The sequence below is a fragment of the Variovorax sp. 770b2 genome, from assembly GCF_900115685.1.
Taxonomy (GTDB): domain Bacteria; phylum Pseudomonadota; class Gammaproteobacteria; order Burkholderiales; family Burkholderiaceae_C; genus Variovorax.
Map to the genome: position 1 here is coordinate 314,320 of NZ_FOXJ01000007.1, position 17,946 is coordinate 332,265.

A 17,946-nucleotide genomic window follows, 5' to 3' on the forward strand; every position below is an offset into this window, starting at 1 on the left:
ATCATGAGTGCTGACCTGTCCCCCGTCGATGCCACGCAGCGCGAGATCGTCGCGGCGCTGCACGTTGCCCCCGTCTTCGATGCCGCCGCGGAGCTCGAACGGCGTACCGAGTTCCTCGCGAGCTACCTGCGCAGCACCGGCCTGAAGACGCTGGTGCTCGGCATCAGCGGCGGCGTCGATTCGCTCGCGGCCGGATGCCTCGCGCAGCGCGCCGTCGAGCGGCTGCGCGCCGGCGGCTACGACGCCACCTTCATCGCGATGCGCCTGCCCTACGGCGTGCAGAAGGACGAAGCGGAAGCGCAACGCTCGCTCACCGTGATGAAGCCCGACCGCACGATCACCGTCGACATCCGCCCCGCGGCCGACGGCATGCTCGCTGGTCTGAAGGCCGGCGACCTGGCGTTCCGCGATGCGGCGCACGAGGACTTCGTGCTCGGCAACATCAAGGCGCGCCAGCGCATGATCGCGCAGTTCGCGGTGGCCGGCGCGCACGACGGCATCGTCATCGGCACCGACCACGCGGCCGAGGCGCTGATGGGCTTCTTCACCAAGTTCGGCGACGGCGCGGCCGACATCACGCCGCTCACCGGCCTCAACAAGCGCCGCGTGCGCGCCGTGGCGGCGCTGCTCGGCGCGCCCGACGAACTGGTCTACAAGGTGCCGACCGCCGACCTCGAATCGCTGGTGCCGGGCAAGCCCGATGAAGACGCCTTCGGCGTGACCTACGAAGAGATCGACGACTTCCTCGAAGGCAAGCCGGTGTCGGCGGCGGCGCGCGCGATCATCCTGTCGACGCACCGCAAGAGCGCGCACAAGCGCGCGCTGCCAGTCGAGCCGCCGCCTCCCAACGCCGGCTGACGCCGCGGCTCCGGAACTGCCAAGTAGACGCGCCCTTTCAGGGCGCGTCTGCTTTTGTGCGCCTGAAAACCGAAGGCCACAGAAATCACCAAGAACATCGATTCCTAATAAAACGTTGGATTTTTTCAGATCAACGTTCTAACATCCGCCCCACGCCGGAAACACGGCGCACTTCCAGCGAAGAGCTGCATGGCTTGGGCAGATGAAGGAAACAACATGACGAGACGAGTCCCTCTTGCGGCGGCCGCGCTGGCGCTGCCGCTGTGCGCCGGCACCGCATGGGCGCAAAGCACCCTCACGCTGTACGGCACGGTCGATGCGGGCCTGCGCTACGAGACGCACGCCACCGATTACGGCGCCGACGGCACGCCCGTGAACACGCGTTCGCGCCTGCGCATGACAAGGGAAGGCGGCATGTCCGAAAGCTTCTGGGGCGTGAAGGGCACCGAAGACCTGGGCGGCGGCCTGCAGGCGATCTTCCAGCTCGAGAGCCACTTCGACCTGCGCAACGGCGACCCGCTTCCGAAAGACGGCTCGCAGTACATGCAGATCGCCTCGGTCGGACTGGTCTCGCAGTCGTGGGGCCAACTCACGCTCGGACGGCAGTACAACGTGGCGATGGAAGCGGCGTCGCTCGCCTACGGTTCCAACCTCTGGGCCGACTACTTCAACGCCTTCAAGCCCGAGCACACGCTGCTGGCCGCGAGCAAGACCAACAACATGATCCACTGGGGCGCGCAGCTGGGCGACGTGGTGCTGCTCGCGCAGTACGCCATCGGCGAGGGCGAGGGCTCTTCGAAGCGCGGCAGCCAGTACGGCGCGGGCGTGGCCTACGTGCCGGAGAACGGCCCGGTCAAGCTGGCCGGCGCGCTCATGCGCACCAAGGACGACAACACGAACGCGAAGTTCGACATCTACACCGCCGGCGCGCAGTTCAGGCTCGGCGAATCGGCCACGCTGCAGGCCGGCTACATCGAGAACCGGCGCGACAACAACTTCACCTCGTTCGCGAACGGGCCGTTCAGCGCAATCGACCTCGCGGGGCTGGGCATCATCTCGCCGGCACAGACGGTGGACCCGAGCATCCCGGGCGGCTTCAGCAAGCGCCGGATGATCCTGGGCGGCATCACCTACAAGCCCACGCCGTTGCTCACGCTGGCGGCCAACGTGTGGTTCACGCGGCAGCGCGGCTACACCAGCGACTTCGACGGCTCGGCCAGCCAGTACCAGCTGGTGGCCGGGTATGCGCTGTCGAAGCGGACCATGCTCTACGCCGAGATCGATCACTCGGTGTACCGGGGCGGCCTGATCGGCGCTCAGCTCGTGGGCATCAACGCGCAGAGCCCGACGGTCGCGCGCACGCAGACCGGCACCACCGTCGGCATTCGCCACACCTTCTAGGCTCATGCGAATCGTCGCTCGTCTCCTTGTTTCAATGCTCCTTCTCATGGGGCTCGCGGCCTGCAAGGAAGAGGCACCGCAGCCGCCTTCCGCATCGGACCTGCAGCGCGCCGAATCGCTGCGACCCGCATCCGCCGAACTGCGCGCGCGCTACGAACGCTCATGCCTCGCGTGCCACACGTCCATCGACGCCAAGGCGCCGCTGACCGGCGACATCGCGCAATGGAAGCCGCGCCTTGGCAAGGGCATGGATGTGCTCGTGAAGCACGCGATGGAAGGCTTCAACGCCATGCCGCCGAAGGGCCTGTGCGCGGATTGCAGCGAAGCCGACATGCGCGCGCTGATCGTCTTCATGAGTCAAGGGAAGGAAGAACAGAGATGAGCAACGACAACGCGCAACCCACGCACGGCGAGCGCCGCCGCACGGTGCTGAAAGCCGGTGCGGGCATCGCTGTCACCGCCGCATTCGCCGGCAGCGGCATCGAGGCCCGCGCTGCGGCGGACGCCGCCGCTCCGGCAGCACCCGCGGCGGCCCCCACCCCCGGCTGGACGAACTGGTCCGGCATCGCGCGCTGCTCGCCCAGGGCCATCGAGACACCGGGCGACGAAGCCGAGCTCGCGGCGGCACTGCACAAGGCCGGCGCGGACGGTGCGCGCTGCGTCGGTGCGGGCCACTCGTTCACCGCGCTGGTGCCGACCGACGCCATGCTGATCTCGCTCGATCGCATGTCCGGCATCGTCGCGAGCGATGCGCAGGCGCAGACGGTCACGCTGCATGCCGGCACGCGCCTCGCGCTGCTGTCTCGCCAGCTCGACACGCAGGGCCTGGGCCTGCGCAACTTGCCGGACATCGACGCGCAATCCTTCGCGGGCGCCATCGCCACTGCAACGCACGGCACCGGCAAGGACCTGCCCGCGCTGCACGCCGACGTCGTCGGCCTGCGGCTCATGACGCCGAATGGCGAGGTGCTCGAATGCAGCGCCGCGCGCAACCCCGAACTGCTCGCCGCCGCGCGCGTGTCGCTCGGCAGCCTGGGCGTGATCACGCAGGCCACGGTGCGTGCGGTGCCCGCCTTCAACCTGCACCGCCGCGTGTTCCTCAAGCCGCTGCAGGCGATGCTCGACGAGGCACCCGCGCTCGCGGAGAAGCACCGCAACTTCGAGTTCTACTACCTGCCCTTCACCGGCTACGCCGCGGGCATCACCCACGACCTCTACACCGGCGCCGAGACGGTCCAGCCGCCCTCCGCCGACGAGGACATGCTGCGCGATCTCAAGCGCCTGCGCGACTGGCTGGGCTGGTTCCCGTCGCTGCGCCGCTGGGTCGCGGGCAAGCTGATCGACGGCGAGCAGACCGAAGAAGCGAAGAACCGCTCGTGGAAGCTGCTCTCCACGCAGCGCCCCACCAAATTCAACGAGACCGAATGCCACGTGCCGCGCGCCGATGGCATCGCCTGCGTGCGCGAGGTCATCGCCGCGCTGGAACGTCGCAACGACGTGTTCTTTCCTCTGGAGTTCCGCTTCGTGAAGGCCGACGACGCCTGGCTCAGCCCCTTCCACGCGCGCGACAGCTGCTCGATCGCCGTGCATGCCGCGCAGGGCGAGCCCTGCGACTACCTGCTCTCGGAGATCGGTCCGATCTACCGCAAGTACCAGGGCCGGCCGCACTGGGGCAAGCTGCACGACCTGAAGGCGCCGCAACTCGAGGCGCTGTATCCGCGCTGGAACGATTTCCTCGCGCTGCGCGCCCGGCTCGACCCGGAAGGGCGCATGCTCAATCCCTATCTGCGTCAACTTTTCGGGGTCACAGCATGAGCCGTCGAAAGATCCTCCTGGGCACGCTCGGCGTGGCCGCTGTCGGCACCGTCGGCGCCTTCGCGCTGCGCCCCGGCGACAACGGTGCGCCGCACGACGACTACTTTCGAGCGCTCAACGACGAGCTGAAGAAGAACGGCCCGATGCGCCCCTGCATGGTCATCGACCTGGACCGCATGGACCGCAACATCGACCGCGTGACGCAGAGCCTGCGCCAGGGCGGCAAGCACTACCGCATCGTGGAGAAGTCGCTGCCTTCGCATGAACTCATCGACTATGTGGCCAAGCGCTCGCGCACGAAGCGGCTGATGTCCTTCCACCAGCCCTTCCTCAACATCGATGCGGAAATCTTCCCGGGCTTCGACATCCTCATGGGCAAGCCGCTGCCGGTGCAGTCGGCGGCGCTGTTCTACAAGAAGCTCAGGGGGTCGTTCGATCCGTCGCGGCAGCTGCAGTGGCTGCTCGACACGCCCGAGCGGCTGCAGCAATACCTCGCGCTCGCGCAGGGCATCGGCAGCAGGCTGCGCATCAACATCGAGATCGACGTGGGCCTGCACCGCGGCGGCGTGGCCGACAACGCCACGCTCGGGCAGATGCTCGACCTCATCGCCGCGCACCCGCAGCAACTCGAATTCGCGGGCTTCATGGGCTACGACGCGCACGTGGGCTTCGGCGTGCCGAAGGTGCTGGGGTCATCGGAGGAACTGCTCGCCAAGGCGATGGCGATCTACCAGGGCTTCGTCGATCACGTGCGCGGCCAGTACCCGACGCTGTGGAACGACAACCTCACGCTCAACACCGGCGGCAGCCCGAGCTACAAGCTGCACGAGGCGGAAAAGGTGAGCAACGAGGTCAGCACCGGCACTGCCCTGCTCAAGCCCACGCACTACGACATCGAGACGCTGGCCGCGCACGAGCCCGCTGCGTTCATCGCCACGCCGGTGATCAAGGCGACGGGGCCGGTGACGATCCCGGCGCTCGATGGCAAGTCGAGGATCTTCTCGTGGTGGGACGTGAACCAGCGCCAGACCTACTACATCTACGGCGGCTACTGGCTCGCGGACTACGCCTCGCCCAAGGGATTGCAGTTCAACGGCATCCTCGGGCACAGTGCCAACCAGGAGAACGTGACCGGCTCCGCGGCGACAGGGCTCCAGGTGGACGACCACGTCTTCCTGCGACCGGCGATCGTCGAAGGCGTGCTGCTGCAGTTCGGCGACCTCGTCACGCTGCGCGGTGGCAAGATCCAGGACCACTGGCCGGTGTACCAACAAACGGGCTGAAGCCCATCGACGAAGTGCCATGACCCAAGACATGAAACAGACCTTCGGCGCGATGCGCGCCGCCAGCCTGCGCGCACAGACGCCACCGTGGAGCGAGCGCGCCGACCGCCTGGAGCGCCTGCGCGCGCTGGTGATGGGCAACCGCCAGGAGATCGCCGCCGCCATCAGCGCCGACTTCTTCAACCGGCCGTTCCAGGAGACCGAACTCGCCGAGGTCTTCCCCGCCATCGAGGGCATCGACCACGCGCTGCGCCACGGCAAGCAATGGATGCGCACGCAGCGCCGCTCCACCGGCCTCTGGTTCAAGCCCGCATCGTCGCGGATCATGCCGCAGCCCCTGGGCGTGGTGGGCATCGTGGTGCCGTGGAACTACCCCCTGAACCTGGCCGTGGGACCGATGACGGCGGCGCTCGCCGCGGGCAACCGCGTGATGGTGAAGCAGTCGGAATTCACGCCGCGCTTTGCCGAGCTGTTCGCCAATCTCGTGCGAGCCAGCTTCGCTGAAGACGAGATCGCCGTCGTCAACGGCGATGCCGAGGCGGCGCGCGAATTCTCCAGCCTGCCGTTCGACCACCTGCTGTTCACCGGCTCGACCGCCGTCGGCCACCACGTGATGCGCGCGGCGAGCGAGAACCTCACGCCGGTGACGCTGGAGCTCGGTGGCAAGTCGCCCGCGATCGTCGGGCCCGATGCCAACTTCGAGAAAGCCGTCGAACGCATCCTCGTGGGCAAGACGCTCAACGCCGGCCAGACCTGCATCGCCCCCGACTACGTGCTGGTGCCCGAGGGCCAGCAGGAGCGCTTCGCCGTCGTCGCGCGGCGCGTGTTCGCTGCGATGTACCCGGACATCGCCAACAACACCGACTACACGAGCATCGTGAGCCCGCGCCATTTCTCGCGCCTGCAGGAGCTCGCGGCGCTGGCGCAAATGGAGGGCGCATCGGCCGTCCCGCTCTCGGACATGACGCCCGATGCCGCGACGCGGCGCTTTCCGCCCGTGCTGCTGACCGGCGTGCAGGACGGCATGAGCGTGATGCAGGAAGAGATCTTCGGCCCGATCCTGCCGGTGATGACCTACGGCGCCATCGACGACGCCATCGCCTACGTCAACGCGCACCCGCGTCCGCTCGCGCTCTATCTCTTCGAGAAGAACCGCGCGACCATCGAGCGGGTGATGCAGGAGACGGTGGCCGGCGGCGTGTCGATCAACGACACCCTGCTGCACATCGCGCAGGACGACCTGCCCTTCGGCGGCGTCGGTGCGAGCGGCATGGGCGCCTACCACGGGGCGCACGGCTTTGCGACCTTCTCGAAGATGAAGCCGATCTTTTATCAGTCGGCCTTCAACGGCGTGGGCCTCTTCAAGCCGCCTTACGGCAAGACCTTCGCGCGGATGATGAAGCTGCTGGTGCGCTGAGCCCGCAGGAGCGGAAGGCTCAGCCGCCGCCCTGCGACAGCAGCTTGACCGCCGCGGCCGACTTGCCGCCCGGAAAGCGCTGCACGATGCCCAGGAGAAGAATGTCGAGCAGCAGGTTCAGGTGCGCCTCGGCGTCCAGCCGCTCGATCCACGGATCGTCGCCGGTGGACACGCGCAGCGAGGTCATCCCGTGCATGCCCTCCCAGATGATCTGCGTGGCCACGGCCACCTGCTTGTCGTCGGCCGCCATGTAGCCATCGCGCACCAGCTGCGCCGTGATGCTGCAGACAAAGGCGTAGGGGTCGTTCTCCAGGTCGCCGAACGTGAGCGCCGAGGTCTCGATGGGCGCTGCGGGGCGGCGCTCCATGAACACGAGAAAGTACTGGTCGGGGTGCTTGAGCCCGTTCTCCACATAGGCACGGCATGCGAGGCGGATGCGCTCGATCGAGGTCTTGCCGGATGCCACCGCGGCCTTCATGAGCTTGTTCAGCCGGATCAGGTCGTCGTCGATCGCGCTGGTGATCATGGTGGCCTTGTCGCCGAACAGCGCATACACCACCGTGTTCGAGAAGCCCGATTCCTCGGCCACCTTGCGCATGGTGATCTCGCGCGCGCCGCTCTTGACGATCATCTTGCGCACGACCTTCAGGATGTCCTTGCGGCGTTGTTCCAGCTCTCGCTGCTTGCGTTCCTGAAGGTTGCTGCTTGTGGCCATGGCGTCTTGGGGGATGGGCGTCTTCCTGCTCGGCGGAATCTTATCCCGTCGATCCGCCGCGGCCGCCAGTGCCCTTGGCGCCATAGGGTCTCGGCGCCATCGGACATTCGTCCGATGGCGCCGCAAGCCCGCCGCGACGACAGTACGGGCTCCCCTTCACCACTCCCGACTTCTCCCAACCTTTCCCCAGGACTCCCATGAAAACCGCTCAACGCTTCAAGCTCGCCGCCGCAGCCCTCGCCATCGGCCTCTCCTTCGCCACGGGCGCCACCGCCGCTGATAAGCCCAGCGTGGTCATCGTCCACGGTGCGTTCGCCGACGGCTCCGACTGGGCCAAGGTGATTCCGCTGCTGCAGGCCAAGGGCGTGAACGTGGTGGCGGTGCAGAACCCGCTGACCTCGCTCGAAGACGACGTGGCCGCCGCCAAGCGCGCCATCGATGCGCAGCCCGGCAAGGTCGTGCTGGTCGGCCACTCGTGGGGCGGCGCCGTCATCACCGAGGCCGGCGCGAACGACAAGGTGTCGTCGCTGGTGTACGTCGCGGCCTTCGCACCCGATGCGGGCCAGAACGCGGCCGAGCTCGGCAAGGACTATCCGGCCGCGCCCGGCTCCGCGCACATCAAGGCCGATGCGAGCGGCTTCCTGTCGCTCACGAAAGAAGGCATGTCCAAGCACTTCGCGCAGGACCTGCCCGCCGCCGCCACCGCGGTGATGACCGCCACGCAGGGCCCGATCCTGGGCAAGTCGTTCGAGCAGAAGCTGACCGTGGCCGCCTGGAAGACCAAGCCCTCGTGGTTCCTGGTCGCGAATTCGGACCACATGATCCAGCCGGCGCTGCAGCGCGACATGGCCAGGAAGATCGGCGCGCACGTCAGCGCGGTCAACAGCAGCCACGTGCCGCAGCAGTCGCAGCCGGCCAAGGTGGCGCAGGTGATTCTGGACGCCGTGAACCAATCCAAGTAAGGTGCCCGGCGTGCCGGCCGCGGCCGGCACGCCTTCCTTTCTTTTCTCTTCGGTTCCACCCGTGCCGCCTGCGCCCCACATCCCGGTCTTCGACGCCATCAAGGCCCTTGCATTCGTCGGCGACCTGAGCATGGGGCAACCCATCGACCATTCGGCCCGCACCGCGTGGATCGCCTCGCAGCTGGCCGCCGCGGTCGGCCGCGACCAGGCGGTGCAGGGCCATGCGGCCTGTGCGTCGCTCCTGCGATGGTCGGGCTGCACCGCCAATGCACCCGAGTTCTCCGACCTGATGGGCGACGACGTCGGCGGGCGCCGCGCGATGCTCTCGACCGGTCCGGCACATGCCGCGGCGGAGTTCGCCGGTTCCGTGGGTCCGATGGCGGAGATCCATTGCGAGGTGTCCGGCGACATCGCGCGCACGCTGGGCATGCCGCCCGAGGTCGAACGCACGCTGCGCCACATGTTCGAGACCTTCGACGGACAGGGCAAGCCGCACGGGCTGCGCGCCTCGCAGATTCCCGAGGAGGTCTTCATCGTCTCGGTCGCCGGCGATCTGGAGATCTTCTCGCGCGTGCATGGCCTGCGCAATGCACTGCGCTACATCGCCGACCGCGCCGATGCGCGCTATCCGGCCTTCCTGGTCGATGCGGTGGAGCAGCACGCGGTCGACTGGCTGCATGCGCTGGAGCAAGGCGCGGCAGCCGACATGCAATCGCCTTCCGACGCACTGCGCGAAGCGACCGCATCGCTGGAACTGATCGCCGATGTGATCGACCTCAAGCTCCCGTGGATGACGGGCTTCTCGCGCCGCGTGGCCGATGCCGCGTTCGCATGCGCTGCCGGCGTGGGGCTGGGCGACATCGAACAGGGGCAGGTGCGGCGTGCGGCGCTCATCCACGGCATCGGCCGCGCGTCGGTGCCGAACGCGGTGTGGGATTCGCCCGGCGTGCGCAGCGAAGCCGACAAGGAACGCCTGCGCCTCGTGCCCTACTGGACGGACCGCGCGGCGCGCCGCATCGGCACGCTGCGCACCGAAGCCGAGATCGCTTCCTTCGTGGACGAGCGGCTCGACGGCTCGGGTTTCTTCCGCGGCATCAAGGGGCCGGCCATCGACATCGCGGGGCGCGTGCTGGCGGTGGCGGCGCACTGGGTGCTGCTACGCACCAGCCGGCCGGGGCAACCTGCGCTCGGCGAAGCCGATGCAATCGCAGCGCTGAAACACGAGGCGGAAGTCGGGCGGCTCGATGCGGCGGCTGTTGCTGTGCTGACGGGACATCCGCAGAACGGCACCACACATGCGCCATCGGGCGAGGCGGCGGCCCTTCTCTCCAGCCGCGAGATCGAAGTGCTCGGGCGCATCAGCCTCGGGGACAGCAACAAGGAAGCGGCGCGCGTGTTGGGCATCAGCCCGAGCACCGTGCGTGCGCATCTGGAGAACATCTTTCGCAAGCTCGAATGCACGACGCGTGCTGCGGCGACCTTGAAGGCGTTGACGCTCGGGTTGCTCTGAAAGCGGGGGCATTCGGGGGCGGCGTGCACAGGCCACCGGGTACTCCCCTCCGCGAATGTCCCCCGGCTTCGCCTCCTCCTTGATTTCGCTGCGGGGAGCACCCGATGCCCTGCGCACTGGGCACGCTCTGGGTGAACCGCCGATCAACGACTGCTCTGAAGCGCTCGCGCCGATGGTGGGCTCTGTTTCGCGAAATCAAGGGGGAGGCCGCAGGCCGGAGGACATTCGCGAAACAGAGCCCACCGTCGGCGGGAGTGCCGCCCCGAACGGTTTCAGCCGAACGTGAACGCGTAGGCCTGCGCCCCGCCGTCGAGGAATTCGATCTCGAACAGCCGCGCCTTCTCTCCCTTCGCCTGCCGGACGAGTTGATAGAGTTTCTGCGCCTCGATGGTCCCGTAGCCTTGCGCGTCGGTGTCTGCACCGTGGTCCGCGAGCGGTGGTTTGCCATCGACCAGCACGCGAAAGCGCACCGGCTTGCCATCGCCCGCCGGGCCGAGCACCAGGTGCAGATCGCGCGCCTGGAAGCGATAGGCAATGCGGCCGCTCGCCTGGTTCGACACGGCGCGCTCGGGCTCCACGGTCCAGTTGCCGGCAAGCGCCCACTGGTTCGTGCGCAGCATCGCGGGGCCTTGATAGACATGCGCGCGGCCACTCACGAGTCCGCCGGGCGACGCGAAGCCCTGTGCGCGCTCCGCGCCCACGTAGGTCTCGCCGGACATCGCGAGCTCTGCGCCCGGCGCGGCCTGCGTGCCCTCGCCCTTCGGCGCGACCACGCCAGCCGGCAGGTTGCGCTGCCCGGCTTCGGCGAGGAGTTGCTGGATGATCTGCTCGACCTTCTCGTAGCGGTTCTCGCCGGACTGGTGATAGCGGATGCGGCCCTCTGCATCGATGAAATAGAACGCGGGCCACGACTGGTTGTCGAAGCCGCGCCAGATCTTGAAGTCGTTGTCCAGCGCCACCGGGAAATCGATGCCCAGGTCCTTCGTCGCCTTGTGCACGTTGGCCGACCGCTTCTCGAACGCGAACTCCGGCGAGTGCACGCCGAGGACGACGAGCCCCGCGTCCTTGTACTTCTCGGCCCAGGCGCGAACGTAGGGCAGCGTGCGCAGGCAATTGATGCACGAGTAGGTCCAGAAATCGACCAGCACGACCTTGCCGCGCAGCGCCTCGGGCGTGAGCGGGGGCGAGTTGATCCATTCGGTCGCGCCGGCGAGCGAGGGGAACTGGCCTTCGATGCCGAGCGTGCGCACGGGTGCCGGTTCCGGGAGCACGGCGGCTGTCTTGACGAAGCCGGTGTCTTGTTGCTGCGGGGCCGTTTCGACCAACGGCCCGGATTGCGATTGCGATTGCGGTTGGGCATGCGGTTGTGGCTTCGGCATGTCGATCTTCTCCACGAGTGCTTTCTCGAGTGCCGAGGTGGTGCCCACCGACAGCTGGCTGAGCACGCCGGTGTCCAGCCCCAGCGCGATGGCGCCGACGCCCACCAGCACGGCCACGCCCGCCACGCGGCGCACCCACTCGCCCGTGTGCAGCGAACGCTTCATGACCGCGAACAGACGCCCACCGAACAGCAGCGCCGCCGCCAGCGAGGTGCACGCACCCGCCGCATACGCCAGCAGCAGCACCGTGGTGCCGACGCTCGCGCCGTTGAGCGCCGCACCCGTCAGGATGAGCCCGAGGATCGGCCCCGCGCACGGTGCCCACAACAGGCCCGTGCCGACGCCCAGCAGCAACGGCGAGAACACCGAGGCCCCGGCTCGGCCGTCGGGCTGCGCTTCGGACAGGCGGATGCCCAGCGCTACCAGCGGCCGGCTCATGCGGTCGGCCAGGCTCGGGAACAGGAGCGTCACGCCGAACAGCGCGAGCATCGCGATCGCCGCATAGCGCCCGTACTCGTTGACCGTGACCACCCAGCCGCCGCCCACTGCGGCCAGCGTGGCGATGGCGGCGAAGGCCACCGCCATGCCCAGCAGCATCGGCAGGCCGTGCGAGCGGAACGGGCGGTCGGCCCGCGCAAAGACGAAGGGGAGCACCGGCAGGATGCAGGGGCTCAGGATGGTGAGCACCCCGCCCAGGTAGGCAATGAGAAGGAGCAGCATGGTTCGGGTCTCGTCTGTAGGAATCGAAGCGCCTCGGGGCGTGCGGGGTCTTCACGGTCTCGACGCGCGAGCCGCAGGTTGCAGGACACAGGTGAAAGGAAAGCGGCCGCGGCGTGCGCGGCCCGCTCCCTCTAGGTGATTCGCGTGGGCATGGTCAGGCGTGCCTCCAGTCCGCCTTCGGGGCGGTTCTGCAGCTTCAGCTCGGCGCCCATCGCCATCGCCAGCTGGTGCGCGATGGCCAAGCCGAGGCCCGTGCCGCCGGTGCTGCGGTTGCGCGAGCTCTCGACGCGGTAGAAGGGCTTGAGCACCGCGTCCAGCTCGTCCGGCGGAATGCCCGGCCCGTTGTCGACCACGGCGATGGCCAGCTGCCCGTCGCCGGCCTGCACCCGCACTCGCACATCGCTGCCGAAGATCAGCGCGTTGTCGATCAGGTTCATGACGATGCGGCGCATCGCGTTCGGCCGGCCCACGATCGGCGCGCCCGCCTTGCCCTCGAGGTGCACCGTCTTGCCGGCGTCCTCGTAGTCGGCCTGCATGCTTTCGAGCAGCGCATCGGCATCCATGCGCAGCGGCGGCTCGGTGGCGCCGTGCAGCGTGCGCGCATAGGTCACGCCTTCGCGCACCAGCGAATTCATCGCGTCCAGGTCCTGCCGGAACTTGGTGCGGTCGTGTTCGTCGTCCATCATCTCGGTGCGCAGGCGCATCCGCGTGATCGGCGTCTGCAGGTCGTGCGAGATGGCCGCGAGGATTTCCACGCGCTCGGACATGTAGCCGCCGATGCGCTGCTGCATGGCATTGAAGGCGCGCGCGGCGTGCGCCACCTCGGTGGGGCCTTCTTCCGCGAGCTTCTGCGCCTTGAGGTCGGGGCCCAGGTCGTCGGCCGCGGCGGCCAGCTCGGCCAGCGGCCGCGTAACCAGCCGCACGGCGAACCAGGCGCAGACGGCCAGCACCAGCAGCTGGATCACCAGCACCCACATCACCCAGCGCGAGACCGGCATGCCCACCCGCATGGCATGGACCACGACGGAAGACCCGTCGCCCAGCCGCACCTGGATCTGCAGGCCCTCGGGCGGCTGGGGCACCTGCCCGACCTTGACGATCTCGAACGGCCGCATCGCCTCGACGATGGCGGTGGCGAACTGCTGCGACAGCAGCGACCGGGGCGCCACGCCCTCGGCCATGCCGCCCAGCACGAAGCGGTAGTTGCGCCGCTCCAGCTTCTCGAGCCAGCTCGGGCGTTCGGCGGCAGGCAGGCGGTCCAGGATGGCAACCGAGCTGGCGATGTCGCGCTCGATGCCGGTCATCATCAGCTCGCGCATCGCCATGTCGCGCTCGTAGCGGATCGCGGCGAAGGTGAGCAGCTGGGCGATCGCCAGGCCCACCACGATGATCAGCGTCACGCGGGAGAACAGCGATCGCGGCACCAGGCGGCGCAGGCTGCCGGCCGGGCCGGCAGGGGGATTCACGACGACGGGGCTGGCGGGTGTGGACATGGCCTCGTTTATAGACCCCGGCCTGGCCGGAAAGCCCATCGCATGTATCGCAGTGTGTTCAGCAGCAAGAAGCGACATGGAACATTACCCGTTCGGCCCCGTTGTACGTCAGGTCAGACCACGTTGATGGTGACGTCGATGTTGCCGCGCGTGGCCTTGGAGTACGGGCAGGTCTGGTGCGCCGCATCCACCAGCGACTGCACGACGTCGCGCTCGATGCCGGGCACGCTGACGTTCAGGCGGGCCTTCAAGAAATAGGCGCCGTCGGTGTTGGCCAGGTCCACCTCGGTGTCCACGGCCAGGTCGGCGGGCAGCTTGATCTTCAGCTTGCCGGCGGCCAGGCCCATCGCGCCGATGAAGCAGGCGGACCAGCCGGCGGCGAAGAGCTGCTCGGGGTTGGTGCCGGTGCCCGGGCCGCCGGGGGACGAGAGCTTGACGTCCAGGCGGCCGTCGCTGCTGGTGGAGGCGCCGTCGCGGCCGCCGGTGGTGTGGGTCTTGCCGGTGTAGAGGATCTTTTCGGTGGAGGTCATGGTGTTTCCTTGGAAGGGTGGGTTGGGAACGGACCGGATTGTTGGGCCGCCCCCGCCCTCCGGGCGCACCTTGCGTATGCCTCTGTATCTGCCGGAGAAACTCACACAGTACGTTTCACTGCCGGGTGGATTTCAGGCGGCGTCGCGTGGCCGCGTGCGCATTTCCTTGGCCAGGTGCTTCCACGGCAGTTGCGACGGATCGGCGATGAAAGGGCCGGGCGAACGCACCACCATGATCTCTTCGGCGATGGCCGCGAAGTCGGCGCGAAAGTGCACCGAGCTTTTGTTCACGAGGATCTTCATCTTCTCGGGCGCGATGCCGACGGTGCGGTACATGTTGCGGTCGAGCAGCTGCGCCTTGGCCGAGCTCACCGCGATGCGCACGCCGCCGATGCGAAGGCACGCCATCGGTCCGAGGTCGGAGGCCTTGCCGTTCATCATCGGACCGCCGTAGACAAACTTGCCGTCGGAAAGCGTCTCGACCTGGAACGACCCGCGCAGCGGCGCGTCGCCCTCGACCTGCGGACAGCCGCCCAGGCCGATGTCGATCCATGCGCCCACGCCCGCGGCATGCGCTGCGGCCGCGGCGGCGGGGTCGCAGATGAGGCCCAACGCCGCGCCCTGCGCGCCGTGCTTGAGCAGCGCGCGCAAGAGGCCCGTGGTGTTGGAGTCGCCGCCGACGCCGGGGTTGTCCTGCGTGTCCGCGAGGATCACCGGGCGCGTGGCCGTCTGTGCGACCCGCATCGCGCGCAGCACCGCCGCATCGGGCTCTTCGAATTGCACGGACCATTGGTGCTCGGGATGACAGATGCGCGAGAACAGCGCATCGACGGCGCGCTCGATGCGCGCCGCGTCGAAGCCGTAGCCCCAGACCACGGGGCCGCACTCCGCGAAGTCGGAGGCCGGGAAGCCCGGCGCGAACGACAGCGAGAGCACGCCGTCCTTCTCCAGTTCCTCGAGCAGGTCGTACATGCCGCGCGCGGGCTGCATCACGGTGGACATGCTGTTCACCGGAATGAGGAACGGCACGCGCCGTGCCACGCGGTGCGCCGGCCTGTCGCTGCCGGTGAGCGCGAGCAACAACTCCCCGGCCCGCCGGCCCGTGTCGGCCATGTCGATGTGCGGATACGTGCGGTAGGCCACGAGGCCATCGGCGAGCGAGAGCATCTGCGTGGTGACGTTGGCGTGCGAATCGAGCGAGACCACGATCTTCATCTGCGGCCCCACCACCGCGCGGATGCGCGCGAGCAGCTCGCCTTCGCCGTCGTCCAGGTGCTGCGCGACCATCGCGCCGTGCAGGTCGAGGTAGATCGCATCGAACGAGGCCGTCTTCACGGCCTGGACGATCTCGCCCGCAATGCGCTCGTAGGCATCGGTGGTCACGTGCGCCGAGGCGCCCGCGCCGGCCCAGATGACCGGCGTGACGGCATGCCCCTGCGCACGCACGAAGTTGATGAATCCGCTCGCGGGCAGGTTCACGCCGAGCAGGCCGAAGAGTCCTTCTCCGCGCACGAGCCCCGGAAAATCTTCGCCGCGCACGAAGCTGTCGTAGGAGGCCACGGTGGGCGCGAAGGTGTTGGTCTCATGCTGGAAACCGGCGACGAGGATGTTCATCATCATTGGGCAGTCAGTTGAATGGAGCGGGCCATCTTCTTGAACTTCTCCGTCTCCTGGACGTAGAACTTCGCGGAGGCGGCAAGCGGTTGCGGCTGCATCGGCACCGTGCCCGAGAGCGCCAGCGCCTTGACCATCTCGGGCGACTGGATGGCCTGCTGCGAGGCCTCCAGCAGCACGCGCAGCCGGTCGTCCGGAATGCCGGCCTTGGCCATCACGGCCAGCCAGATGGAGTGCACGAACTCGCTCTTTTTCGCGATGCCGCTCTCGGAGATGGCGGGCACGTCGGGCAGCGTGCGCATGCGCTGGGTGTCCAGCACGTCGATGGCCTTGATCTTGTGGCTCTCCAGCAGCTGGATCGACGCACCCAGGTTCGGCAGGATCGTGATGTCGATCTGCTGGCCGACCAGGTCCTGCATCATCGGCGTGGCGCCCTTGTAGGGCACGTGCAGCAGCTTGGCGCCCGTGGTCTGCGCGAGGTATTCGGAGACGATGTGGTACATCGAGCCGTGCCCCGGACTGCCGAAGGTGAGGCTCTGGCTGCCGGGCTTCTTCGCGGCGGCGATGAGCTGCTCGAGCGACGCATACGGCAGGTCGTTGCGCGCCATCACCACCAGCGGATGCGTGGAGATCGGCGCGATCAGCGCGAGCTCCTCGGGCTTGTATTTGGCCGATGCGTTGGACAGGGGCGCGAGGATCGCCTCGTTGGGCGAACCCATGATGAGCGTGTAGCCGTCGGCCGGCTTGCCGAGGAGGCGCTGCACGGCAAGCGCGCCACCGGCGCCCGGCAGGTTCTCGATGATGAGCGGCTGACCAAGCGCCTTCGCCATCGACGGCTGCATGGCGCGCGCGAGCACGTCGGCGGGGCCGCCGGGCGGGAACGCGACCAGCATGGTCACCGGCTTGGAGGGGAAGGTCTCCGCGGCGAGCGCCGGGCCGGCGGTCGTTGCGTTGACGAGGAGCGCGGCCGTGAAAGCGGCGAAGGCGGCGAGGCCTGCGAACGCACGGGCGATGGGGGTCTTCGGAATGTCTCTCATGGGGTCCTCTTCTTTCCAGACGGCGTGGGGCGATGGACGCGGGGAATCGCGTTGAGCAAATTGTTCGGCGTAGCATCTGTTCGAGCAACAGCAACTTTTCGACCACTTCGTTGCCTATCCGGCAACACTCAAGGACCGGACGCCATGCGCGACATCAACCAGAAGCGGCTGAAGTACTTCCACGAGGTGCTCGTGCACGGCTCGATCCGCGGCGCGGCCGATGCGCTGAACACTGCGCCTTCGGTCATCACGCGGCAGGTGGCATTGCTGGAAGAAGAGCTGGGGCTGTTGCTCTTCGAGCGGCAGGCGCGCGGCGTGGCGCCGACCGATGCCGCATTCCACCTGCTCGAGTACTGGCGCGGCTGCCAGGCGCACCAGGAGCAGCTGACCGAGCGGCTGCGCGCGATCGAGTCGATGGACGCGGGCACGGTGCGCATCGTCGCGAGCGAGGGCTTCGTCGACGGCTTGCTGGCGCAGGTGGTCGCGCCGTTCTGCGCGGCGCACCCCAAGCTCGCGGTGGTGCTCGATGCGCTGCCCGCGAGCGAGCTGATCGCCGAGGTGGTGAGCGATGCGGCGCACATCGGCCTGGCCTACAACCCGCAGTCCGATGCACAGCTGCAGTTCGTCGCCAGCGCCGCCGCGCCCGCCAAGCTGCTGGTGCGCGCGGGGCATCCGCTCACCAAGGTCGCGGGCCCGCTGCAGATACGGCAGATCGTCGACTACCCGCTGGGCCTGATGCCACCGGGCTACGGCGTGGGACGGCTCGTGGAACTGCTCGAATATGCGGAGCACGTGAAGCTGCACCCCAGCCTGCGCAGCAACTCGGTGGTCGGGCTCAAGCGTTTTGTGCGCTCCACCGACGGCGTGACCTTCATCGGCGCGGGGCTCGCGGCGGCGCCGGAGATCGAGGCGGGGCACCTCGTCGCGCTCGACCTGGCGCACCCGCTGTGCAAGTCGGCGCAGGTGCGGCTGATGGTGCGCCAGGGGCGGCCGTTGCCGGTGGCTGCCGAGCGCCTGCTCGCGGAGATACGGCAGGGCTTCTCGGTGTTCGCAAGCGCACGTGCGCCGAAGAAGAAAACACGCCGCCGTTGAAACGTAGTGTGTGGATTTCTCGCGTCGATACACAGGCATACAGCCTTCGGATCGCAGAGGGGAAGCACGGCCAAAGATGCGCCCGTCCGTTCATTCGGGCGGCCCGCAGGGCCTCTTCAC

15 protein-coding genes are annotated in these 17,946 nt (G+C 68.2%); 9 read left to right on the top strand and 6 right to left on the bottom strand.

Annotated features, from left to right (window positions below):
• Positions 1-3: 3 nt before the first annotated feature.
• The 6 genes from nadE (at position 4) to BM133_RS29230 (ending at position 6,774) form a co-directional block, all read left to right on the top strand.
• Positions 4-858, top strand: coding sequence for an ammonia-dependent NAD(+) synthetase (nadE, locus tag BM133_RS29205; RefSeq protein WP_093441913.1), 855 nt, complete (start codon positions 4-6; stop codon positions 856-858).
• 216 nt (positions 859-1,074) lie between these two features.
• Positions 1,075-2,259 carry a porin gene (locus tag BM133_RS29210; protein WP_093442063.1) on the top strand — a complete coding sequence of 395 codons (1,185 nt, stop codon included), beginning with the start codon at positions 1,075-1,077 and terminating at the stop codon, positions 2,257-2,259.
• 34 nt (positions 2,260-2,293) lie between these two features.
• The gene (locus BM133_RS29215; RefSeq protein WP_218158405.1) at positions 2,294-2,641 is read left to right on the top strand and encodes a c-type cytochrome; all 348 of its coding nucleotides are present in this window, start codon (positions 2,294-2,296) and stop codon (positions 2,639-2,641) included.
• Positions 2,638-4,074 carry a D-arabinono-1,4-lactone oxidase gene (locus BM133_RS29220; protein WP_093441917.1) on the top strand — a complete coding sequence of 479 codons (1,437 nt, stop codon included), beginning with the start codon at positions 2,638-2,640 and terminating at the stop codon, positions 4,072-4,074. Before BM133_RS29215 ends, BM133_RS29220 begins: the two co-directional genes overlap by 4 nt.
• On the top strand, positions 4,071-5,357 hold the full coding sequence (locus BM133_RS29225) for a DSD1 family PLP-dependent enzyme (protein WP_093441920.1): 1,287 nt from the start codon (positions 4,071-4,073) through the stop codon (positions 5,355-5,357). Before BM133_RS29220 ends, BM133_RS29225 begins: the two co-directional genes overlap by 4 nt.
• Positions 5,311-6,774, top strand: coding sequence for a coniferyl aldehyde dehydrogenase (locus BM133_RS29230; protein WP_256219387.1), 1,464 nt, complete (start codon positions 5,311-5,313; stop codon positions 6,772-6,774). The genes BM133_RS29225 and BM133_RS29230 overlap by 47 nt, the downstream gene beginning before the upstream one ends.
• A gap of 19 nt (positions 6,775-6,793) precedes the next feature.
• On the opposite strand, the gene BM133_RS29235 is transcribed toward BM133_RS29230, so the two are convergent.
• Positions 6,794-7,489 carry a TetR/AcrR family transcriptional regulator gene (locus BM133_RS29235; protein ID WP_177224972.1) on the bottom strand — a complete coding sequence of 232 codons (696 nt, stop codon included), beginning with the start codon at positions 7,487-7,489 and terminating at the stop codon, positions 6,794-6,796.
• A gap of 197 nt (positions 7,490-7,686) precedes the next feature.
• Here BM133_RS29235 and BM133_RS29240 point away from each other — a divergent pair, with 197 nt between their 5' ends.
• Both BM133_RS29240 and BM133_RS29245 read left to right on the top strand, forming a co-directional pair.
• Positions 7,687-8,451, top strand: coding sequence for an alpha/beta fold hydrolase (locus BM133_RS29240; protein ID WP_093441927.1), 765 nt, complete (start codon positions 7,687-7,689; stop codon positions 8,449-8,451).
• Positions 8,452-8,512: 61 nt separating this feature from the next.
• Positions 8,513-9,961, top strand: a complete 1,449-nt coding sequence (locus tag BM133_RS29245) for an HD domain-containing phosphohydrolase (RefSeq protein WP_093442065.1) — start codon at positions 8,513-8,515, stop codon at positions 9,959-9,961.
• A 272-nt stretch (positions 9,962-10,233) separates the two neighbouring features.
• On the opposite strand, the gene BM133_RS29250 is transcribed toward BM133_RS29245, so the two are convergent.
• From BM133_RS29250 to BM133_RS29270, 5 genes are all read right to left on the bottom strand, one after another.
• On the bottom strand, positions 10,234-12,060 hold the full coding sequence (locus BM133_RS29250) for a cytochrome c biogenesis protein DipZ (protein WP_093441929.1): 1,827 nt from the start codon (positions 12,058-12,060) through the stop codon (positions 10,234-10,236).
• Positions 12,061-12,191: 131 nt separating this feature from the next.
• Complete coding sequence (locus BM133_RS29255) at positions 12,192-13,553, bottom strand: ATP-binding protein (protein ID WP_093441932.1); 1,362 nt, start codon at positions 13,551-13,553, stop codon at positions 12,192-12,194.
• A 113-nt stretch (positions 13,554-13,666) separates the two neighbouring features.
• Complete coding sequence (locus BM133_RS29260; protein WP_093441934.1) at positions 13,667-14,083, bottom strand: organic hydroperoxide resistance protein; 417 nt, start codon at positions 14,081-14,083, stop codon at positions 13,667-13,669.
• A 132-nt stretch (positions 14,084-14,215) separates the two neighbouring features.
• Positions 14,216-15,697, bottom strand: coding sequence for a M81 family metallopeptidase (locus BM133_RS29265; RefSeq protein WP_093442068.1), 1,482 nt, complete (start codon positions 15,695-15,697; stop codon positions 14,216-14,218).
• Positions 15,698-15,699: 2 nt separating this feature from the next.
• On the bottom strand, positions 15,700-16,734 hold the full coding sequence (locus BM133_RS29270; protein WP_093441937.1) for a tripartite tricarboxylate transporter substrate binding protein: 1,035 nt from the start codon (positions 16,732-16,734) through the stop codon (positions 15,700-15,702).
• A 144-nt stretch (positions 16,735-16,878) separates the two neighbouring features.
• Here BM133_RS29270 and BM133_RS29275 point away from each other — a divergent pair, with 144 nt between their 5' ends.
• Complete coding sequence (locus BM133_RS29275) at positions 16,879-17,826, top strand: LysR substrate-binding domain-containing protein (protein WP_093441940.1); 948 nt, start codon at positions 16,879-16,881, stop codon at positions 17,824-17,826.
• Positions 17,827-17,946: the final 120 nt, after the last annotated feature.

Coding starts and splice junctions, on each gene's coding strand:
- BM133_RS29260 (WP_093441934.1), bottom strand. CDS start 14,083: ATGACCTCCACCGAAAAGATCCTCTACACCGGCAAGACCCACACCACC.
- BM133_RS29240 (WP_093441927.1), top strand. CDS start 7,687: ATGAAAACCGCTCAACGCTTCAAGCTCGCCGCCGCAGCCCTCGCCATC.
- BM133_RS29255 (WP_093441932.1), bottom strand. CDS start 13,553: ATGTCCACACCCGCCAGCCCCGTCGTCGTGAATCCCCCTGCCGGCCCG.
- BM133_RS29250 (WP_093441929.1), bottom strand. CDS start 12,060: ATGCTGCTCCTTCTCATTGCCTACCTGGGCGGGGTGCTCACCATCCTG.
- nadE (WP_093441913.1), top strand. CDS start 4: ATGAGTGCTGACCTGTCCCCCGTCGATGCCACGCAGCGCGAGATCGTC.
- BM133_RS29275 (WP_093441940.1), top strand. CDS start 16,879: ATGCGCGACATCAACCAGAAGCGGCTGAAGTACTTCCACGAGGTGCTC.
- BM133_RS29215 (WP_218158405.1), top strand. CDS start 2,294: ATGCTCCTTCTCATGGGGCTCGCGGCCTGCAAGGAAGAGGCACCGCAG.
- BM133_RS29210 (WP_093442063.1), top strand. CDS start 1,075: ATGACGAGACGAGTCCCTCTTGCGGCGGCCGCGCTGGCGCTGCCGCTG.
- BM133_RS29265 (WP_093442068.1), bottom strand. CDS start 15,697: ATGAACATCCTCGTCGCCGGTTTCCAGCATGAGACCAACACCTTCGCG.
- BM133_RS29235 (WP_177224972.1), bottom strand. CDS start 7,489: ATGGCCACAAGCAGCAACCTTCAGGAACGCAAGCAGCGAGAGCTGGAA.
- BM133_RS29225 (WP_093441920.1), top strand. CDS start 4,071: ATGAGCCGTCGAAAGATCCTCCTGGGCACGCTCGGCGTGGCCGCTGTC.
- BM133_RS29220 (WP_093441917.1), top strand. CDS start 2,638: ATGAGCAACGACAACGCGCAACCCACGCACGGCGAGCGCCGCCGCACG.
- BM133_RS29270 (WP_093441937.1), bottom strand. CDS start 16,734: ATGAGAGACATTCCGAAGACCCCCATCGCCCGTGCGTTCGCAGGCCTC.